At 67.0% G+C, this 18447-nt stretch carries 16 protein-coding genes; 7 read left to right on the top strand and 9 right to left on the bottom strand.

What is annotated here, in order from left to right; genetic code table 11:
- Window position 1: 1 nt before the first annotated feature.
- Window positions 2–1096: a M24 family metallopeptidase gene (locus OSH07_RS05440; RefSeq protein WP_266337600.1), complete on the bottom strand. Its 1095-nt coding sequence runs from the start codon at window positions 1094–1096 to the stop codon at window positions 2–4.
- Between the two features lie 130 nt (window positions 1097–1226).
- Here OSH07_RS05440 and waaC point away from each other — a divergent pair, with 130 nt between their 5' ends.
- Complete coding sequence (waaC, locus tag OSH07_RS05435) at window positions 1227–2273, top strand: lipopolysaccharide heptosyltransferase I (protein ID WP_266337599.1); 1047 nt, start codon at window positions 1227–1229, stop codon at window positions 2271–2273.
- Here the strand turns inward: waaC and OSH07_RS05430 are convergent.
- Genes OSH07_RS05430 through OSH07_RS05400 form a run of 7 tightly spaced genes read right to left on the bottom strand, consistent with a single transcriptional unit; the run spans window position 2256 to window position 10514 of the window.
- Window positions 2256–3398 (bottom strand): AGE family epimerase/isomerase, encoded by a 1143-nt coding sequence (locus OSH07_RS05430; protein ID WP_266337598.1) that lies wholly within the window; start codon window positions 3396–3398, stop codon window positions 2256–2258. The two genes, waaC and OSH07_RS05430, sit on opposite strands and share 18 nt — an antisense overlap.
- Window positions 3395–4834: a D-glycero-beta-D-manno-heptose-7-phosphate kinase gene (gene rfaE1, locus OSH07_RS05425; protein ID WP_266337597.1), complete on the bottom strand. Its 1440-nt coding sequence runs from the start codon at window positions 4832–4834 to the stop codon at window positions 3395–3397. The genes OSH07_RS05430 and rfaE1 overlap by 4 nt, the downstream gene beginning before the upstream one ends.
- A gap of 9 nt (window positions 4835–4843) precedes the next feature.
- Complete coding sequence (locus tag OSH07_RS05420) at window positions 4844–5380, bottom strand: D-glycero-alpha-D-manno-heptose-1,7-bisphosphate 7-phosphatase (RefSeq protein WP_266337596.1); 537 nt, start codon at window positions 5378–5380, stop codon at window positions 4844–4846.
- A complete protein-coding gene (gene rfaD, locus OSH07_RS05415) occupies window positions 5377–6387 on the bottom strand; it encodes an ADP-glyceromanno-heptose 6-epimerase (protein WP_266337595.1) in 1011 nt (336 codons plus the stop codon). Before rfaD ends, OSH07_RS05420 begins: the two co-directional genes overlap by 4 nt.
- 56 nt (window positions 6388–6443) lie before the next feature.
- Window positions 6444–7502 (bottom strand): lipopolysaccharide heptosyltransferase II, encoded by a 1059-nt coding sequence (waaF, locus tag OSH07_RS05410; RefSeq protein ID WP_266337594.1) that lies wholly within the window; start codon window positions 7500–7502, stop codon window positions 6444–6446.
- A gap of 50 nt (window positions 7503–7552) precedes the next feature.
- Window positions 7553–7882 (bottom strand): hypothetical protein, encoded by a 330-nt coding sequence (locus OSH07_RS05405; protein WP_266337593.1) that lies wholly within the window; start codon window positions 7880–7882, stop codon window positions 7553–7555.
- Between the two features lie 58 nt (window positions 7883–7940).
- Window positions 7941–10514, bottom strand: coding sequence for a DUF2339 domain-containing protein (locus OSH07_RS05400; protein ID WP_266337592.1), 2574 nt, complete (start codon window positions 10512–10514; stop codon window positions 7941–7943).
- Between the two features lie 390 nt (window positions 10515–10904).
- On the opposite strand from OSH07_RS05400, the gene OSH07_RS05395 reads away from it, so the two are divergent.
- The 4 genes from OSH07_RS05395 to OSH07_RS05380 are packed head-to-tail and all read left to right on the top strand — an operon-like array spanning window position 10905 to window position 14580.
- Window positions 10905–12545 (top strand): ArnT family glycosyltransferase, encoded by a 1641-nt coding sequence (locus OSH07_RS05395; protein WP_266337591.1) that lies wholly within the window; start codon window positions 10905–10907, stop codon window positions 12543–12545.
- Entirely contained in the window at window positions 12542–13495 is a 954-nt protein-coding gene (locus OSH07_RS24430) for a phosphatase PAP2 family protein (protein ID WP_266337590.1), read from the top strand. The genes OSH07_RS05395 and OSH07_RS24430 overlap by 4 nt, the downstream gene beginning before the upstream one ends.
- On the top strand, window positions 13452–14249 hold the full coding sequence (locus OSH07_RS05385; protein WP_266337589.1) for a glycosyltransferase family 2 protein: 798 nt from the start codon (window positions 13452–13454) through the stop codon (window positions 14247–14249). Before OSH07_RS24430 ends, OSH07_RS05385 begins: the two co-directional genes overlap by 44 nt.
- On the top strand, window positions 14239–14580 hold the full coding sequence (locus OSH07_RS05380) for a lipid-A-disaccharide synthase N-terminal domain-containing protein (protein ID WP_266337588.1): 342 nt from the start codon (window positions 14239–14241) through the stop codon (window positions 14578–14580). The genes OSH07_RS05385 and OSH07_RS05380 overlap by 11 nt, the downstream gene beginning before the upstream one ends.
- Here the strand turns inward: OSH07_RS05380 and metC are convergent.
- Window positions 14573–15751 (bottom strand): cystathionine beta-lyase, encoded by a 1179-nt coding sequence (gene metC, locus OSH07_RS05375; protein ID WP_266337587.1) that lies wholly within the window; start codon window positions 15749–15751, stop codon window positions 14573–14575. The two genes, OSH07_RS05380 and metC, sit on opposite strands and share 8 nt — an antisense overlap.
- 330 nt (window positions 15752–16081) lie before the next feature.
- Between metC and OSH07_RS05370 the strand changes: the two genes are divergently transcribed.
- Both OSH07_RS05370 and OSH07_RS05365 read left to right on the top strand, forming a co-directional pair.
- Window positions 16082–17104, top strand: coding sequence for an amino acid ABC transporter substrate-binding protein (locus tag OSH07_RS05370; protein WP_266337586.1), 1023 nt, complete (start codon window positions 16082–16084; stop codon window positions 17102–17104).
- Window positions 17105–17271: 167 nt separating this feature from the next.
- A complete protein-coding gene (locus OSH07_RS05365) occupies window positions 17272–18447 on the top strand; it encodes an amino acid ABC transporter permease (protein ID WP_266337585.1) in 1176 nt (391 codons plus the stop codon).

The following is an 18447-nucleotide window of genomic DNA, read 5'->3' as shown; positions in this document are numbered from 1 at the left end:
CTCATGCCTCGGCTGGCGCGACGAAGACGTCGCGCGACAGGCGGCTGACGATGCGCGGGCCGTCCGCCTCGAGGATGACGATCTCCTCCAGGCGAATGCCGAACTTGCCCTGCAGGTAGATGCCGGGCTCGATCGAGAACACCATGCCTTCCTCCAGGATCGTGTCGCTCGTCGAGGTCAGATAGGGCGGTTCATGCCCTTCGAGACCCAGGCCGTGGCCGGTGCGGTGGGTGAAATAGGGGCCATAGCCCGCCGCCGTGATCACGCCGCGCGCCGCCGCGTCGACCTCGCGGGCGGCGACGCCGGGACGCGCCGCGGCGCAGGCCGCCTGCACGGCCGCTTCGACCACTGCATGGACCTTCAGATATTCCTCGCTCGGCGTGCCGACGAAGGCCATACGGGTCAGGTCGCTCGAGAACGAACCGGAGCGGGCGCCGATATCCATGACGATAGCGTCGCCGACCGCCACCGGCTGGTCGCCCGTCGCATAGTGCGGGAAAGCGCCATTGCCGCCGGCGCCGACGATGGTGAAGAGCGGCGTGGCGCCGGCTTCCTCGAACACGGCGCGCGCCGCGTCGGCAATCTCGCGTTCGGTGACGCCCGGCCGGATCGCCGCGAAGGCGGCTTCCATGGCGCGGTCATCGATCTCGGCGTTGCGCAGGATTTCGGCCTTCTCGGCCTCATCCTTGGAAAGACGCATCCGGCCGACGCTCTCGGCGGCAAACGCAGTCTTGGGCTGGCCGAGCGCCTCGATGACGAGCAGCGCGAAATCGGCGCGCATCGTCTCGTCGACCTGAACCAGCTTGGTGCCCTTCTCGATGCCGAGCGACTGGATCAGCGCGGCAAGTGCGGACTGCGGGCCGGTCGCGTCGGACCAGGTGAAGAAGGGCAGGTCGGTCTGCCGGCGCATCTCGTCGGCGTTCAGTTCCGGCATCAGGATGGCGGCGCCGGCCGGCGTCGCGATCAGCAGACAGGGCCGCTCGTCGGCATGCGGGTGGACGTCGGCGATATAGGCCATGTGCGGGCCCGGTCCGAGCGCCACCGCGTCGACGCCGTTCTGGCGCAGCATGGATTGGAGGGTGGCAAGCCGTGTCATTGTCGTCTCCCGCATGAAGTTTCACTATTGGTAAAAACTATGCGAGGCAGGGTCAACCGGCGATCGCCGACGCTTGCGAAGCCGGCGCGATTGCGGCATTGGCTATTGAAGGCTGATCCCCAGCAGGGTCATGATGCGCGTTCTTCTCGTCAAACTGTCGTCGCTCGGCGATGTCGTCCACACCTATCCGGCGGTGACGGACGCTGCGCGTGCGATTTCCGGCCTTGAGCTGGATTGGGTCGTCGACGAGACCTTTGCGCCGCTCGCGCGCCTTCATCCGTCGGTGCGAAACGTCATTGCGTTGCCGATCCGCCGGATGAAGAGGAAGCCGCGTGAGACCTTCGCCGAGATGAAGGACGCCGTCGGCATGCTTCGGGGCGGCGGCTACGACCTTCTGATCGATGCCCAGGGCCTGATGAAGAGCGCGCTCGTCGGCGTGTTTTCCGGCGTGACCCCACGCCACGGCTTCGCCAAGGGTAGCGCCCGCGAGGCCATGGCGACGTGGTTCTACCAGGTCGGGCACGACATCCCCGAGACCGAGCACATGGTGACGCGCATCCGCAAGCTGTTCGCGCAGTCGCTCGGCTATCCGATGCCGACGACGGCGGCGGATGCGGGCCTGGTGCCGGATTTCGCCAATACCGGCATCCGCACGCGCAGCGGCGACGGCGTCGTGCTGATCCACGGCACCAGCTGGGCTACCAAGACCTGGACCGTCGAGGGCTGGCGTGGCGTTGCCGAACGCTGCGGCGCGGCCGGGCTTGGCGTGAAGCTGTTCGCCCATGGCGCGACCGAGACCGAGCGCGCCGGCAGGATCGCCGCCGACATGCCGAATGTCGAGCAGGTGCCCGCGGGCGGGCTGGAGAGCATCATCCCGGTGATCGCCAATGCGGCCGGCGTCGTCACCGTCGATACCGGCCTCGGCCACCTCGCTGCAGCCTTCGGCATCCCGACGATCGGCCTCTACGGCCCGACCAATCCCGGGCTGACAGGCCTTGTCGGGCCGGATGTCGAGGAGTTCCTGTCGACGCGAGACTGTGCGCCGTGCGAGCAGGCGCGCTGCCGGATCAAGCCGGATTTCGGCGAGGGTCCGCCCTGCATGGCCGACCAGGCGCCGGATCGCGTCTGGAGCGCCCTCGCGCGGCGTCTGCGGCTCGCCTCACTCGGTAGCGTCTGACCCGAAGGCCTGGTCGGCTTCGAAGATCGCGCCCATCATGTGATAGAGCGTCGACGCCGGCATGTGGTCGACGAGCGGCGTGCCGTCGGCGTCGATCCGATCCATCCAGCCGCCTTCGAGCGAATCCGGCGCGAAGGTCAGCAGGCTCGCCATCAGATGATCGGCCATTTGGGCGGCGCCGGGGTGGCCGGCGGCGGTCGCCGTCACCAGCGCCTTGACACCCTCTGCGTGCGGCCAGGAGCGGAAGCTCGGGATCAACACGCTGCCGCTGTCGGTCACCGCATCGACGATCAGGCCGGTCGCCTGGTCAAGACCGTTGTCGATACCAAACATCAGCAGCGCGTCGGTTACCGATTCCGGCACGACGCCGCCGAGACGGCGATACTCGCCGAACAGCCAGTACCATTCGAACTGGTGGCCGGGCTCGACGCGATTCTCGCCGCGCGGCTGCAGCGGCTTCCAGTCTGACGAGAAATCCTCGAGCAGCGCGCCACTCTCGGGATCGATCAGCCTTTCGAGCGCCAGTGTCACCAGCGCCTCGGCGCGGGCGAAGTCACGCGCCCGCCCTGTCGTCTCGTAAAGGGCCAGCACGGCTTCCAGCAGATGCATGTGCGGGTTCTGGCGACGGGTGGGGTCGATCGACGGCGCGGCGTCGAGAAAACCGCCATGCGGCGCCGCCAGCACGACGTCGATTTCCGCGAGCGTTTCGTCGGCCAGCCGGATCGCATGCGGATCACCGGTCAGGCGATGGCTCCAGGCGAGCGCGTAGAGGATGAAGGCATGGGCGTAGAGGTCGCGAACCCGGCTCGCCGGCCTTCCGTCGGCGTCGATGGAAAAGATCCAGCCGGGATGGCCGTCGCCGCGATGATAGAGCCGTTCGACATTGGCGAGGCAGGTGACGACCGCCTCGTCGGCGCCCTTGTGCCAGCCCTTGAGACTGGCGCGCGAGAAGGTGGCGATCTGGCGGGCCTGAACCATCAGCCGGCTGGCGGGCAGGGCGATCGGCCGGCGCTCGAAATCGAGGCGCTCATGGAACAGACCGCGCTTCTCGTCGAAACCGGCACCGGCCCAGAGCGGCAGCGCGGACTCGATCGCCCAGGCCCTGGCGTAGGCGAGGCTCTTCATGACCGTGCCGATGCGACGAGGGCGCTCGTGGAGCGTCCGGCGATCAGATTGGCCAGCACGACCTTGCCGCCGCGCGCCTTGACGAAATCGCCGCCGACGACCTGATCCTCGCGATAGTCGGCGCCCTTGACCAGCACGTCCGGCTTGATCGCTTGGATGGCTTCGAGCGGCGTGTCCTCGTCGAACAGGATGACAAGGTCGACGGCGCGCAGGGCGCCCATGACGCGGGCCCGCGCCTGCTCGTCCTGCAGCGGCCGCGACGGCCCCTTGAGGCGCTTGACGGAGGCGTCGGTGTTGAGGGCGACGACCAGCCGGTCGCCTTCCTTCGCCGCGGCCTCGATCAGCGCGATATGGCCGGGGTGGAGAAGGTCGAAGCAGCCATTGGTGAAGACGACGCGCGAGCCGCGCGCCTGCCAGCGGGCGACAATCCGGGCCGCGTCCTCGCGCGAGACGAGCGCGCCGGCGTGATCCTCGGCGTGGCTGGTGCGATCGAGCGCGGCGACCAGTTCGGCGCGGGTCACGACGGCCGTGCCGAGCTTGCTGACGGCGATCGCCGCGGCCGCGTTGGCGGTGACGACGCTGGTTTCGAGCGGCAGGCCGGAGGCAAGCGCCACGGCCAGCGCGGCCACGACGGTGTCGCCGGCGCCGGAAACGTCGAACACCTCCCGCGCCTCGGTCGGGACATGCGTTACCGCCCCGGTCTGGCGCCACAGCGTCATGCCCTTCTCGGCGCGCGTGACCAGGACGTCGCCATCGAACTGCAGGCCGGCTGCCGCGGCAGCCCGGACCGCCTCGTCGTCGGTGTCGTCGTTGAGGCCGGTCGCTTCGAACAGTTCCTTGCGGTTCGGCGTCACCAGCGTCGCGCCACGATAGATATCGAAGGTCCGGCGCTTCGGATCGACGATCACCGGGACGTTGCGCGTCCGGGCTTCGGCGATCAGCGCGATGATCACCGCGTCGGAAAGCACGCCCTTGGCATAATCGGACAGGACGACGACGTCGGCCTCGGCGATGGCGGCCCTGCCGGCGGCGATCAGGTTCGCCTCGGCTTCCGCGCCGGGCGCGCCGGGGCTCTCCGCGTCGATGCGCACGATCTGCTGGCGGCCGCTCATGACGCGGGTCTTGGTGACCGTCGGGCGGGTCCTGTCGACGACGAGATGGTTCAGGTGGATGGCCGGATACTCGCCGAGCACGGTGCGCAGCTCGTCTGCCTCGACATCCGCGCCGACATAGCCGACCAGCGTCACCGCTGCGCCGAGGCCTGCCGCATTGGCGGCGACGTTGGCGGCGCCGCCGGCGACGATGCGGATGTTGCCGTGCAGCAGCACCGGGACGGGCGCTTCCGGCGAGATCCGGCTGACCGAGCCGGTGATGTAGCGATCCACCATGACGTCGCCGATGACGGCCACGCGTCCGGAATGCAGTTCGTCCAGCATCGAAAGATCCTATTTGGGCCCGAGGGGGGCGCCCGCCTGTAGGAGCACCCCGGCAACGAAATCGTCAAGATCCCCGCCGGGAAAGCGATGTCCCGCAATGTTCGCCGCCGTCGCCGCCTGAACGTCGGTCGGCAGATCGCCGATCAGGAAGGATCGGCCGGCGTCGATCGGCAGATCCCGGAGCGCACGCAGAATCATGCCGGGCTTCGGCTTGCGGTCGGGATGGTCGAGCCGGTAGGCAGCGACGACGCCCTCCGGGTGGTAGGGGCAGCTGTAGAACGCATCGATCTTCGCACCCGACTTGGCGAGTTCCGCCTGCATATGGGCGTGGAAGCGCTCGACGTCCACTTCGCCGTAATAGCCCCGCGCCACGCCGGACTGGTTGGTGACGACGACGACCAGATAGCCAGCCTCGTTCAGCCGGCGGATGGCGTTGGGCGCCCCCTCGATGAAGGCGAGGTCTTCCGGCTTATAGGTGTAGCCGTGATCGACATTGATGACGCCATCGCGGTCGAGAAACGCCGCCGGGCGCAGGGTTTCGCTCAAAGCGCGACGCCCTTGGCGAGATAGTCGCCGACATAGCTCTGGATGCCGTCCTCCAGCGAGCGGAAGTCGGCGTTGTAGCCGGCCCGGCGCAGCTTGGTCATGTCGGCTTCCGTGAAATACTGGTAGGCGTTGCGAATCCGCTCCGGCATGTCGACATAGTCGATCACCGGCTCGCGGCCCGCAGCTTTGAACACGGCCCGCGCGAGATCGGCGAAGCTGCGCGCCTTGCCGGTGCCGACATTGAAGATGCCGCTGACAGCAGGGCTGCCGATCAGCCAGCGCGCGACATCGACGCAATCGGCGACATGGACGAAATCGCGCAACTGGCCGCCATCGGCATAATTGGGGTCATGTGAACGGAACAGGGTCACGGCTTCGCCGGCGGCGGCGGTCGGATAGATCTTGTGGATCACCGAGCGCATATCGTCCTTGTGCGCCTCGAACGGGCCGTAGACGTTGAAGAACTTGAGGCCGGCCCATTGCGGCGGCGTGGGGCGGCCGGCGCGGACGTCATCCATGATGCGGCGGTCGACGGCGAGCTTGCTCCAGCCATAAGCGTTCAATGGCCGCAGCTTCGCCAGATGCGCGGGATCCTGCTCGTCGACGAAGCCGTCCTTGCCGTCGCCATAGGTAGCGGCGGAGGAGGCATAGATAAGGCGGATGGCGTGGCGGGCCGACAGCGCCCAGAGATCCAGCGTGGCGCGGATGTTTCGCTCGACGATCAGGTCCACATCCTGCTCGGTGGTCGCTGAAATCGCGCCCATGTGGACGATCGCCTCGACGCGGCGATGATTCTGCTCCAGCCAGGCAAGGGTAGCCTCTGGAAGGATCACGTCATCGAGCAGGACATCGGCGACGTTCAGCCATTTGCGGCCGGTGCCGAACCAGTCGGAGACGACGATGCGCCAGCCATCGGCTGCGAGCGCGCGCGCCATGTTGGATCCGATGAAGCCGGCGCCGCCGGTCACCAGGATCGTGTCGCGTCCGTCTCTCGAATTCACGCTCATCGGCATCTTCCTCAAGCCCGCGCCGGATCGGCGTGTCGGCGGTTGGATATCGTAAGTCAGGGATGGATGGAACCGGCGGACCCAGCTTCGGCCACGGCGATCACGCGCTGCACGGCTGCGAAGACACGTTGCGCATCGATCCCCTCGAGGCAGGCCAGCGTGCCGAGCGGGCATTCGCGCTTGAAGCAGGGCCGGCAGGAAAGCTCGATCGAGACGATCTCGGCATTTGGTGCTGTCGGCGGCGTCATCTTCTCGGAACTCGACCCGTAGACGACCACCAGCGGCCGGTTGAGCGCTCCGGCGACATGCATCAGGCCCGAATCGTTCGATACGACGGCGGCGCAGCGGCCGAGCAGGGCGGCCGCCTCAATCAGCGAGGTCTTGCCGGAGAGATCATCGATGGCAACACCGGCGAGCTGGGCTATCTCAGCAGAGATCGCCTTGTCCTTCGGACCGCCGAAGAGGCGCACGCAATAGCCGGCCTCGTCGGCGAGACGGGCGAGCGCCGCGAATTTCGCTGCCGGCCACTGTTTTGCCGGGCCGTATTCGGCGCCGGGGCATAGGCCCAGAACCGGACGGTCCTCGCCAAGACCGAAGCGGGTACGGAGATCAGCGAGATCGATCTTCGGCTGTTGCAACAGAGGCCGCGGCGAGGCGGGCGGCTTGCCGGAGGGGCCTGCGAGCGCGACGAAGCGGTCGATCGTGCGGGCCGTCTTGCGGTCGGCGTCGCTGCGCGCATCGGTCAGGAGGATACTGCGCCCCTCGGCGGCATAGCCAATCCGTTCCGGGATCCGCGCCGCGAAGGGCGGGATCGCCGCCTTGAAGGCGCGCGGCAGCACGATCGCCGTGCCATAGCCGGCGCTCTTCAGCGAACGGCCGATCTTCCAGCGACCGGAGAGGCCGAACTGGCCATGGCCAAAGCCGAGCGGAATGGCGTTGCGGACGCCCTCGATCAGCGTCGAAATCGGCAGCGAGGCCGGTGGCGCCAGGACATCGACCGGACGGTCGGGAAAACGCCGCCGGATGGCCGCGACCAGACTCGCGGCCATGACCATATCGCCGACCCAGGAGGGGCCGACAAGAAGGATGGGGGAGGTGGTGTCTGTGGCGCGCATGTGTGGCTCGGGGCTTTCATGGCCCCGGCCCGTGCGGGCGTCAAGACGGATCAGCCGCGCGGTTCGGTGATCGGGAACTCCTGCGGCGAATTGCCGGGCAATTCCTGCGGCACCGGCTGGATATCCGGCGGGCTCGGTGGCGGATCCGGCTGCGGCTGCGGGTCGTGGATCGGCGGCATAGGCTGCGGCGGCACCGGATTGGGCACGTCGGGATTGCCCGGCAGTTCCTGTGGCGGGATCGGTGGAATATCCGGCGGACGCGGCGGCTGGTCGGGCTGCGGCTTCGGATCATGCACCGGCGGCGCCGGCTTGGGCGGCTGGCCCGGATCGGGCACGTCGGGTCCCGGCGTGGCGAGGACGGGGCGGTTGGGATCAGGCATGGAAATCTCCCTTCGCTCGCTCAACGGGGCGCGGCGAAGGGAGTTCCTGCTGGATCGTCTAGGCGCCGGTCGTCGCGCCGGCTTCCGGCGGCGTCTCGTCCGGCTCATTCGCGGATCTGGCACCGCCGAACAGTAGTCGCTGATAGACGAGGCCGATGCCGATCAGCACGGCGCCGAGGCCCATGAACGACAGCGCCCGCCAGACGCCTTCCAGATTCGACATGTCGATCAGGAAGACCTTGAGGACCGTGACCACGATCAGCAGCGCCGAGGCGAGGCGGGCCGCCCGCTGGCGGAACACCAGCCCGAAGGCGAGCAACAGGATGCCGAGCGCCAGCCAGGCGGCCGAATAGGCATAGGACTCGGCCGAACCGACGGCATCGCGGGAGAGATCCGGCGAGGTGGAGAACAGGAATCGGATCTCCAGCGTCACCGCCATGAAGGCGAGGATCAGCGCGACGGCACCCGTCGCCGTCTGCAGCCAGCGCAGTTGCGCCGGCGGCGCGCGGAAGGCGACGAGGCCCGCGAGGACGGCCGGAAGGCCATAGGCGAGCAGGATTTCGTTGAGGACCGCTCCGCCGCCGACCGGGTCTCCGGTCAGGAGCGGATTGACGACGAAGCCGAGGCCGATCACCGCGTTGAGCAGGCCGAGGATACGGGCCAGCACGCCGCCCAGTCGGAAGACCGGGCTCGGGCGGCTCTGCGCCAGCCGCGACAGGCCCAGCGCGAAGGCAAAGGCTGCTGCGGTCGTAAGGCCCTGTTCGCTGAGGGCGGTTGCCGGTGTCAGCAGGTCGCCACCGAAGACGATGGCGCGGATCTCGAACACCACCAGCAGCGCGGCCATGATGACTGCCAGCGCCTCCGCCGCGAACACGGCGCGGTCGACCCGAACCCGCCGCAGCAGAACGGAGGCAACGGCGAAGGCGGCGGCCGGAATGCCGTAGCCGATCAGGATGGAGAGATAGACGCCGCCGCCGGACCGGACGCCGAAGATGTACGGGTCCCAGGCGACGCGGGCGAGGACGAGCAGTGCCAGGACGGCCACACCGTAGCGCAGCACGCCGATCGGACGTCGCAACTGCACCCAGGCCGCGCCAAGCGCAGCGAGCGCCAGCGCCGTCGTCAGGATGCCGCCCTCGAGCGCCATGGTCATGGCGCAGGCAATGGCGGCGATGGCGCCGGCGGCGAAGAGTCCCGTCGGTACCTGATCGAGCGCCTTGCCGGGCCGTTCACGGCGGGCGAAGCGTTCCGTCAACACGGCATAGAGGGCGGCCAGCGCCAGCGCGATCGCGGCAAAGCCGATGCTGGACACGAAGCCCGTGATGCGGAGATAGGCGACGATGGCCGCGACGACGGGGCCGGCGCTCGCAGCGCCCGCGTGAGCCGAGGTCGCGAAGGGGCCGGCATTCGGCTTCGCCAGCAGTCGCGCCAGCGCCGTCGCGATCAAGGCGGCGGCGCCGAGCAGGCCGACGATGCCGAACATGCGGATGGCGTCGGGGAGGGGGAAGTAGGTCGAAAGCGCATCGACGATGTAGGTGACCGGCTCGCGCGCCGCCTGCGCAGCGGCCGGCCAGAAGAAGAGCAGGGCGATGAGCTCGATCGCGGCCACCGGCGAGACGAAGGCGACGGCGTCGTAGCGGCGGGAGATCAGCAGCAGCATGGCGCCGCCGATCAGGCTGGCGGCGATGCTGGCGGAGGCATAGTCGCGGGCGACGGCGCCGAGCACCAGCAGGGCGGCAAGACCGGCCAGGACGCCGACGGCGAACCAGTCGGGTCGGTCGGTTGTGCCGTCGCGCTGGACGTCGACAACGAGGAAGACCGATGCGAGCGCCAGCAGCACGATCGCATAGATGCCGCTCTCGATCGCCCCAGCGCCGGCCATGACCATGGCGGCGCCCCAGAGGATCGCGGCGACACTGGCGGCGATCGCCAGCCAGCGCCACAGCCGCAACCGTGCCAGTGCGAACGCAAACGCGGTTACGACGATCAGATAGATCATCAGCGCCAGGATGTTGGGATTGTCGGATGTGATGAGCAGCGGGGTGACATAGGAGCCGACGAGGCCGAGGCCCGAGAGCCACGCGCCATGCAGGCCAGCGGCGGCCATGGTGGCCATGCCGATCAGCGCGAGCAGGATGAAGGCCGCCATCGGGCCGATCAGTCCATAGAGCGAATAGGCCGCATAGACCGTGGCGAACAGGCCGACGGTGCCGGCCGCCGTCAGGATGCCGGGGACATTGGCGGCCGGGATGCGCGAGATCGCCGTGATCCGGTCGGAACGGCGCAGCCATTCGCCGAGGGCGAGCAGGGCGATCGAGAACAGTGCGCCGAAGGCGATGCGAACGCCGGGGCCGAGCAGGCCTGCCTCGATCGAGAAGCGGACCAGGAAGATCGCGCCGAGCGCCAGCGCCAGGCCGCCGACCCAGACCGCCCAGCGCGCGCCGAGCTTCTGCTCGAAGCTCTCCTTCGGCCGCTTCGGCGCCGTAGGGGCCGTCTCCTGCGATGCCGCAATCAACTCCGGCGGCGGTTCTTCGGCCTCTGGCGGGACGGCGACGATGTCGGCCTCGGGCGCCGGCGTCTCGATATCGGCGATCGGGAACGGTGCGATCGGCGAGACAGCCGCACCGAACACGGCCGGTGGCCTTTGTTCCAGAAGGCTCAGGCGTGATTCGAGCGCCCGGATTCGCCGACGCGCGCCGAGCGACATGATAAAGGCAGAGATAGCCATGACCGGCAGCGCGATCAGGGCAATGATTCCAAGGGCGATCCATTCATCCATGCCCGACTGTTAGCATGCGGAATGTGTTTGGGCTGTGATCGATTTCTCAAACGGATCCCGTGGCTACATGCGATCGATCGGCGCGGAGCTTCCGCGGCTGTTGCTGCCGAACGGAGTTCGCTATATCCCGCTGGCTTCGGGCACGAATGTCGATGGGACGGTAAGCGCGTGAGCAGGGCCGAGGCGACCGCAGGCGGGACGGACACGATCTGGGCGCGTCTCGCGACGAGGATCGAACGGGCGGTGGACCGGATCGCGGGCTCGTCTTCGGCGAGCCTTGCCCTGATCGCGGTCGTGGCCCTGCTCTCCTTCCTGCCAGGCCTCGCCACGCTGCCGCCGGTCGACCGCGACGAGCCGCGCTTCGCGCAGGCGACGCACCAGATGGTCGAGACCGGCAACTACCTCGATATCCGACTGCAGGAAGAAACCCGCTACAAGAAGCCGATCGGCATCTACTGGCTGCAATCGGTCGCTGTCTGGGCGACTGGCACGGGACCGGACGCGCCGATCGGCGTCTATCGCCTGCCTTCGATGATCGGTGCGATTCTCGCCGCCTGCCTGACCTGGTGGCTGGCGATGGCCTTCGGGCGTCCGCGCGTGGCGCTGCTCGCCGGCCTGCTGATGGCGTCCACGGTGTTGCTCGGCGTCGAGGCGCGGCTGGCCAAGACGGACGCCGTGCTGCTGGCGACCATCCTGGTGGCGCATGGCGCTTTGGCCCGTGCCTGGCTCTCGCAATCGACAGAGCGGAACCTCCGGCTCGCCGCGATCTTCTGGACGGCGCTTGGCGCCTCGATCCTGATCAAGGGCCCTGTCGGGCTAGCGGCGGTCGCCTGTCCGTTGATCCTGCTGTCGCTCGTCGGCGGCTCGTTCCGCTGGTTCAAGCAACTGGCGCCGCTGCCCGGCCTGATCTGGATGGTGGTGGTTGTCGCGCCCTGGTTCGTGGCGATCGGCATCGCCAGCAAAGGCGCCTTCTTCCAGGAAGCGGTCGGCAAGGACCTGATCGGCAAGGTCGTCAGCGTCCAGGAATCGCACGGCGCGCCGCCCGGCGCATATTTGCTGCTGATGTTCTTCACCTTCTGGCCCGCCGCCGCCTATTTCACCGCCGGCATTTCCTGGATCATGGACCGGTTCAGGCAGCCGGCGATCCTCTATGCGGTCGTATCGGTGGTGCCATTCTGGCTCGCCGTCGAGGCCACTCCGACCAAGTTGCCGCATTACGTGCTGCCGCTCTATCCGCTGATGGCGCTGGCGACAGCCGCTGCGCTCGACGGGGGCGGCGTCCGCACGAGCGGCTGGTTCGCGCGTTTCGCCGCCTCCGGCGCGGCGCTGTTCCCGTTCGCCTTCGCCATCGTCGCGGCCGTCGTCGCCGTCCTGCTCGGCGAGCCGATACCGGTCGTCGGCATCCTCGTCCAGCTCGTCGCCGTCCTGGTCGGACTGGTTTCCGGCAAGCTGTTCACGCTGTCGCCCATATCAAGCAGCATCGTCGCAGTCCTGTCGGCGATGATCACGTATCTCGGAATTTTCGGCATGGTGCTGCCCGGCTATCAGCAGACACGGATCAGCGAAAACCTGGCGCGTGCCGGCCATGAGGCTCTCTCCTGCACCGGTCCGCGCTTCGCGAGCGCGGGCTATGCCGAACCGAGCCTCGTGCTTCTCGCCGGAACGGACACGCTGCTGACGGATGGCAGCGGCGCTGCCAACTTCCTCGCCGGAGGCGACTGCCGCGCCGCCTTTGTCGAGAGCCGGCAGTTGCAGAGCTTCAAAGAGCGGGCAGAGGATCTCGGAATGATGGTGGACGAGGCGGGTCGTGTCCATGGCTATGCGCTCAATGGCGGCCGGATGCTCGATCTCCATGTGCTCGTCTCGCGGAGCGCGACTCCGTGAGCGTCTGGCGTTTCCGTCTTTCCAAGCGCCTGTCCTGGCCGCGCGAGAACTGCGCGGCCATCGCCGAACGGATCCGCCGGGTTGAACAGCGCCCGTCGATCCATGCGCCGGTGTTCCAGCTTTCCGACATTCTGGCGCTGGTCATCATCAGCGTGGGACTGATCCTGATCGTCGGTCTCGCCTTCGATGGCCTGTCGGTCCAGCGTGCCCGCGCCCTGCCGCGCGCAGTCTATTTCGTCGGCGACTGGCTGTCCTATTTCGGCAAGTCGCAATGGGAGCTGGTGCCGGCCGGCGTCGTGGTTCTTGTGCTGATCTCGGGCCGCTGGAAGATCGTGCCGCCGCTGGTGCGCGCCGCCTGGGCCGAGATCGGCGCGCTCGCGGCCTATATCTTTCTGGCGATCGCCGGCTCCGGCATCATCGTCAACATCGTCAAGCAGTTCATCGGCCGCGGCCGGCCGCCGACCTTCGACGAATATGGCGCTCTGGTGCTGCGGCCGTTCGAATTTGCCTACAGCTTCCAGAGTTTTCCTTCGGGTCATGCGACGACGGCCGGCGCGCTGATCGCCCTCGGCTTCCTGGTCGTTCCGCGCTGGCGTCTGGGCCTCCTCCTGCTCGGTCTTGTCATCGCCGGCAGCCGCGTGGTGGTCGCCGCGCACTACCCTAGCGACATCCTGGCCGGATTGATCTTCGGCTATGCCTTCAGCCTCTGGCTAGCCGGACGTTTTGCCGCCGCTGGCTGGGGCTTTGCACGGGGATCGACCGGCTCTATAACCGCGCGCACTGCGGCGATCCGGATCTCATTCGGAAGTCCCGCGCGTGTCGCGATCCTCTTTGCCGGGCTTCTGGATGCGCTCGTGGGGCGGCGTATCTGGATCGCGGCGCTCAAGTCCATCGGAGACGGTTCCTATGACGATGCCCGCTCCCGGCGACACCGTCCTGACGAGCAATGACGCCACCGCCCGGCCGCTGTCGCGGCCGGAGGTTTCGGTTGTCATTCCGTGCAAGAACGAAGCGGAGAACCTGCCCGAGCTGATCGGCGAGATCGCCGCTGCCCTGGCCGGTCGCAATTTCGAGATCATCGTCGTCGACGACGGCTCGACCGACGCAACTCCGGCGGTGATCCGCGACCTGATGCGCGATCGCCCCTGGCTGCGCTCGATGCGCGATACTCGCTCGAGCGGCCAGAGCGCCGCGGTGCGCACGGGCCTGCTCGCAGCGCGCGGCGACGTCGTGCTCACCATCGACGGCGACGGCCAGAACAATCCCGAGTTCATGCCGGCCATGCTGGACGCGCTGGAGCAGGGCGGTCCCCGCACCGCGCTCGTCGCCGGCCAGAGGCTCAAGCGCACCGATTCCGGCGCCAAGCGCATGGCCTCGCGCTTCGCCAACCGGCTGCGCGGCTCGATCCTCAAGGACGGCACGCGCGATTCCGGCTGCGGCCTCAAGGCCGTCCGTCGCGAAGTCTTCTTGTTGTTCCCCTATTTCGACGGCTGGCATCGCTATCTGCCGGCCCTGACGATCCGTGAAGGCTACAAGGTGGCGCATGTCGACGTGGTCGACCGCAATCGCCGCCACGGTACGTCCAAATACGGCATCCTGGATCGCGCGCTCGTCGGCGCGCTCGATCTCTTCGGTGTCTGGTGGTTGATCCGGCGGCGGAAGAACCTTCCCGCCCCGACAGAGGTGAAGATCGATGGCCGGTAATCTTTTCGGCGCAATTGCAAACTGGCTGCACCACGTCTTCGTGGAGCAGTTCGACGTCTGGATCCTGCTCGGTTTCGTCGCGCAGGCGCTTTTCACCATGCGCTTCGTTGTGCAGTGGATCGCCAGCGAGCGGGCGAAGAAGAGCGTGGTGCCCGCCGCCTTCTGGACCTTTTCGATCCTCGGCGGCGCGCTTCTTCTGATCTATGCCATCTACCGCAAGGATCCGGTGTTCATCGCCGGTCAGGCAGCAGGCCTCTTCATCTATTTCCGCAACGTCTGGTTCATCCTGCACGAGCGGAAGCTGACGCGCGAGAGCGGCGCCGTCAGCTGAGATTGCTGACGCGCGCGAAGCTCGCTTCCAGATCGGCGATCAGGTCGGACGTGTCTTCCAGTCCGATCTGAAGCCGGATGATGCGGTCCTCGACCGTCCACGGCACGGCCGTGCGCGTCGGGCGTCCGATAATCGCCAGGCTCTCATAGCCACCCCACGAATAGCCAAGCCCGAACAGCCGCAGGCCGTCCAGGAACGCCTTGACCTTGTCGAGGCTCCAGTCGTTCGTGACGATACCGAACAGGCCGCTCGATCCCGTCATATCGCGCTTCCAGACCGCGTGGCCGGGATCGGTCGGCAGGCCAGGATGCAGGACGCGGGCGACCTCGGTGCGGCCCTGCAGCCAACGGGCCACGGTCAGCGCCGATTCCATCTGCCGGTCGAGCCGGACGCCCATGGTGCGGATGCCGCGCAGAGTCAGGTAGATGTCGTCCGGGCCGACGCAGAGCCCCATGTCGCCATGCGTGCTGCGGAGCATCTTGTAGGCGCGCGCATTGGCGGCGACGGTCCCGATCATCACGTCGGAATGGCCGCAGAGATATTTCGTGCCGGCCAGGATGGCGAGATCGGCGCCGTGCTCCAGCGGCTTGAAGAAATAGGGCGTCGCCCAGGTGTTGTCCGCCAGCACGAAGGCGTCGCGGGCATGGGCGACGGCGGCAATCGCCGGGATATCGGAGATCTCGAAGGTGAGCGAACCCGGGCTCTCGAGATAGACGGCGCGGGTGTTGGGCTTGAACAGTTCCGCGATGGCGGCGCCAATCCGCGGATCGAAGAAGGTGGTCTCGACGCCGAGCCGCTTCAGCATGTTGCTGGCGAAGTTCCGGGCCGGGTCATAGACGTTGTCGGCCATCAGCAGGTGATCGCCGGAGCGCAGCACAGTGAGCAGGGCGGTCGAGACGGCCGAAAGGCCGGATGGGCAGAGTACGGAACCCTCGGCTCCCTCCAGTTCGGTGATCGCCCCTTCCAGCGCCTCGATAGTCGGCGTGCCACGGCGGCCATAGGTGTAGCGCTGCTGGCCGCTCAGCAGATCGTCCGAATTCTCGAACAGCACGGTCGAGGCATGCACGACCGGCGGATTGACGAACGGACCGGTGATGCCGTGATCCCGCCCGCTGCGCACGAGGCGCGTCAGCGGCTTTTCGATCGACTGGCCATGGTCATTGCGGGACATGCAGGACTCCGAAGAAATTAGCAGGCTGGGGGCCCGAACCGTGGTCCCGCGCTCATGCCTTCTTCGAAAAACCTTGCTTCAACAATGGTCTGTCGGCACAAGCGCGCCCCCTTGACCCGCTTGGCATAATGCCATGTGATGCAGGGGTCAATTCAGGTTCCGACACACGGGGTCTGGATCAAGTGACGGGCGGGTGTCGCCCGGCCTAGACGCATCGAAATGAATGCAGGACCCGGCCATGTCGATCGGCCGGAGCCAAGATCTCGCAAACGAGGCGATACTGCATCCAATCGAAATGATGGGCACTCCAGGGGAACAAAAGGCCGAACGATGAACAGAAAGATTGCTTCTATTCTGGTTGGCGCCGCGATGGCGCTGACGGGTGCGACGGCAGCCAAGGCGGGCACGCTCGAAGACGTGAAGGCCAAGGGCTTTCTTCAATGCGGCGCCAATGGCGGCAATTTGATCGGCTTCGGCGCGACAGACGAAAAAGGCGAGTGGAGCGGCATCGACGTCGACTTCTGCCGCGCGATGGCGGCCGCCATCTTCAACGATCCGAAGAAGGTGAAATTCACGCCGCTGAACGCCAAAGAGCGCTTCACCGCGCTTCAGTCGGGCGAAGTGGACGTTCTCTCCCGCAACACCACCTGGACAATGTCGCGCGACAGCTCGCTCGGCCTGCAGTTCGTCGGCGTCACCTATTATGACGGCCAGGGCTTCATGGTCCGCAAGTCGCTCGGCGTTTCCTCGGCGCTCGAGCTTTCGGGTGCCAAGGTCTGCACCCAGACCGGCACCACGACCGAGCTGAACCTCGCCGACTATTTCCGCTCGCACAACATGCCCTACGAGGTGGTGGCGTTCGAGAAGAACGAGGAAGTGCTGCAGGCCTATGAGGCCGGCCGCTGCGACGCCTACACGACCGACGCCTCCGGCCTCTATGCCGAACGCCTGAAGCTGACCAATCCGGACGAGCACATGATCCTGCCGGAGATCATCTCCAAGGAGCCCCTCGGGCCGGCCGTCCGCCAGGGCGACGACAAGTGGTTCACGCTGGCGAAGTGGACGCTGTTCGCGCTGCTGAACGCGGAAGAGCTCGGCCTGACCAAGGCCAACATCGACGAGAAGAAGACCTCCGATAATCCGGAGATCAAGCGCTTCCTCGGCATCGAGGGCAATTTCGGCGAGCCGATCGGCCTGTCCAGCGACTGGGCCTACAACGTGATCAAGGGCGTCGGCAATTACGGCGAGATCTTCGACGCCAATATCGGCCCCTCGACGCCGCTCGGCATCGCGCGTGGCCTGAACAATCTCTGGTCGAAGGGCGGCATCCAGTACGCCCCGCCCATTCGCTAGAATCGGCGCATCGATCCGGGGCGGCGCTGTCGCCGTCCCGGATTCCGCTGCGGCCAACGGGCAGCAAGACCCGGGCCGCACCGTCGCAAGACGGCTGACCTCAAAGGTCCGGTTGATGAGGGGATACAAGTTTGGCTGACAGAGGCGCGGCGTCCGCAGGGGGACGCATGGCTACCCTTCTGAACAATCCGACGATCCGAGGCTACGCGTTCCAGATTGTCTTCGTGCTCGTCCTCGGCTGGTTCGTCTGGGACATCATCGACAACACGGCCCGCAATCTGCAGAAGGCCAACATCGCCGCGGGATACGGCTTCCTCGATAGAACGGCCGGCTTCGGCATCGTCCAGAAGCTTGCGGCCTACACGGAGGCTTCCTCCTACGGCCGGGCGCTCTTCATCGGCCTGCTGAACACCTTGCTCGTCGCCGGCCTCGGTATCGTCTTCGCGTCTATCCTCGGCTTCATCGTCGGCATCGCCAGGCTTTCCTCGAACTGGCTGCTCTCGCGTGTCGCGGCCGCCTATGTCGAGATCTTGCGCAACATTCCGCTGCTGTTGCAGCTCTTCTTCTGGTATTTCGCGGTTCTGCGCGCCGTGCCGGGCATGCGCGAGAAGTGGACGTTCCTCGGCTTCTTTCACCTCAACATCGGCGGCCTGCACGTTCCGAAGCTGGTTCTGAGCGACGGTGCCTGGATGGTGCTGGCGGCCGTGCCGATCGCGATCGCGATCTCTATCTTTGTCTCGAAATGGGGAAGCGAGCGGCAGGACCGCACCGGCATCCGCCCGCCGACCGGTCGGATCAATACGGCCATCATCATCGGCCTGCCGGTCATAGCCTTCTTCGCTGCCGGCCGACCGGCCTATTTCGACGTGCCGGTTTTCAACGAGACGGGGCCACTCCTGCGTCGGGGCTTCCAGTCCGATGCCGGCATGACCATCATTCCGGAATTCATCGGCCTGTTGCTGGCGCTGTCGCTCTACACGGCGAGCTACATCGCCGAAGTGGTGCGGGCCGGCGTCCAGGCGGTGCCCCGCGGACAGACGGAAGCGGCTTCGTCGCTCGGATTGCGCGGCGGCCAGGTCCTCCGGCTGGTGGTGCTGCCGCAGGCGATGCGGGTGATCATCCCGCCGCTCACCAACCAGTATCTCAACCTGACCAAGAACTCCTCGCTCGCCGTCGCGGTCGCCTATCCGGACCTCGTCTCGGTCGGCGGCACGGTGCTGAACCAGACGGGGCAGGCGGTTGAGGTCGTCAGCATCTGGATGCTGTTCTATCTCGGCCTCAGCGTGCTGACTTCCTTCGTCATGGGCTACTTCAACAAGCGCGCCGCGCTGATCGAGCGGTGA

This window comes from Kaistia nematophila (assembly GCF_026343855.1).
GTDB classification, from domain to species: Bacteria; Pseudomonadota; Alphaproteobacteria; order Rhizobiales; family Kaistiaceae; genus Kaistia; species Kaistia nematophila.
Note: the sequence above shows the minus strand (reverse complement) of the source record. Positions and strands in the feature narration are given on the sequence as shown.

Excerpts from the sequence above, each read along its gene's own strand:
- OSH07_RS05440 (WP_266337600.1), bottom strand. The coding sequence starts at position 1,096 with ATGACACGGCTTGCCACCCTCCAATCCATGCTGCGCCAGAACGGCGTC.
- OSH07_RS05405 (WP_266337593.1), bottom strand. The coding sequence starts at position 7,882 with ATGCCTGATCCCAACCGCCCCGTCCTCGCCACGCCGGGACCCGACGTG.
- OSH07_RS05370 (WP_266337586.1), top strand. The coding sequence starts at position 16,082 with ATGAACAGAAAGATTGCTTCTATTCTGGTTGGCGCCGCGATGGCGCTG.
- OSH07_RS05430 (WP_266337598.1), bottom strand. The coding sequence starts at position 3,398 with ATGAAGAGCCTCGCCTACGCCAGGGCCTGGGCGATCGAGTCCGCGCTG.
- OSH07_RS05365 (WP_266337585.1), top strand. The coding sequence starts at position 17,272 with ATGGCTACCCTTCTGAACAATCCGACGATCCGAGGCTACGCGTTCCAG.
- rfaD (WP_266337595.1), bottom strand. The coding sequence starts at position 6,387 with ATGAGCGTGAATTCGAGAGACGGACGCGACACGATCCTGGTGACCGGC.
- rfaE1 (WP_266337597.1), bottom strand. The coding sequence starts at position 4,834 with ATGCTGGACGAACTGCATTCCGGACGCGTGGCCGTCATCGGCGACGTC.
- waaC (WP_266337599.1), top strand. The coding sequence starts at position 1,227 with ATGATGCGCGTTCTTCTCGTCAAACTGTCGTCGCTCGGCGATGTCGTC.
- metC (WP_266337587.1), bottom strand. The coding sequence starts at position 15,751 with ATGTCCCGCAATGACCATGGCCAGTCGATCGAAAAGCCGCTGACGCGC.
- OSH07_RS05380 (WP_266337588.1), top strand. The coding sequence starts at position 14,239 with ATGGCCGGTAATCTTTTCGGCGCAATTGCAAACTGGCTGCACCACGTC.
- waaF (WP_266337594.1), bottom strand. The coding sequence starts at position 7,502 with ATGCGCGCCACAGACACCACCTCCCCCATCCTTCTTGTCGGCCCCTCC.
- OSH07_RS05385 (WP_266337589.1), top strand. The coding sequence starts at position 13,452 with ATGACGATGCCCGCTCCCGGCGACACCGTCCTGACGAGCAATGACGCC.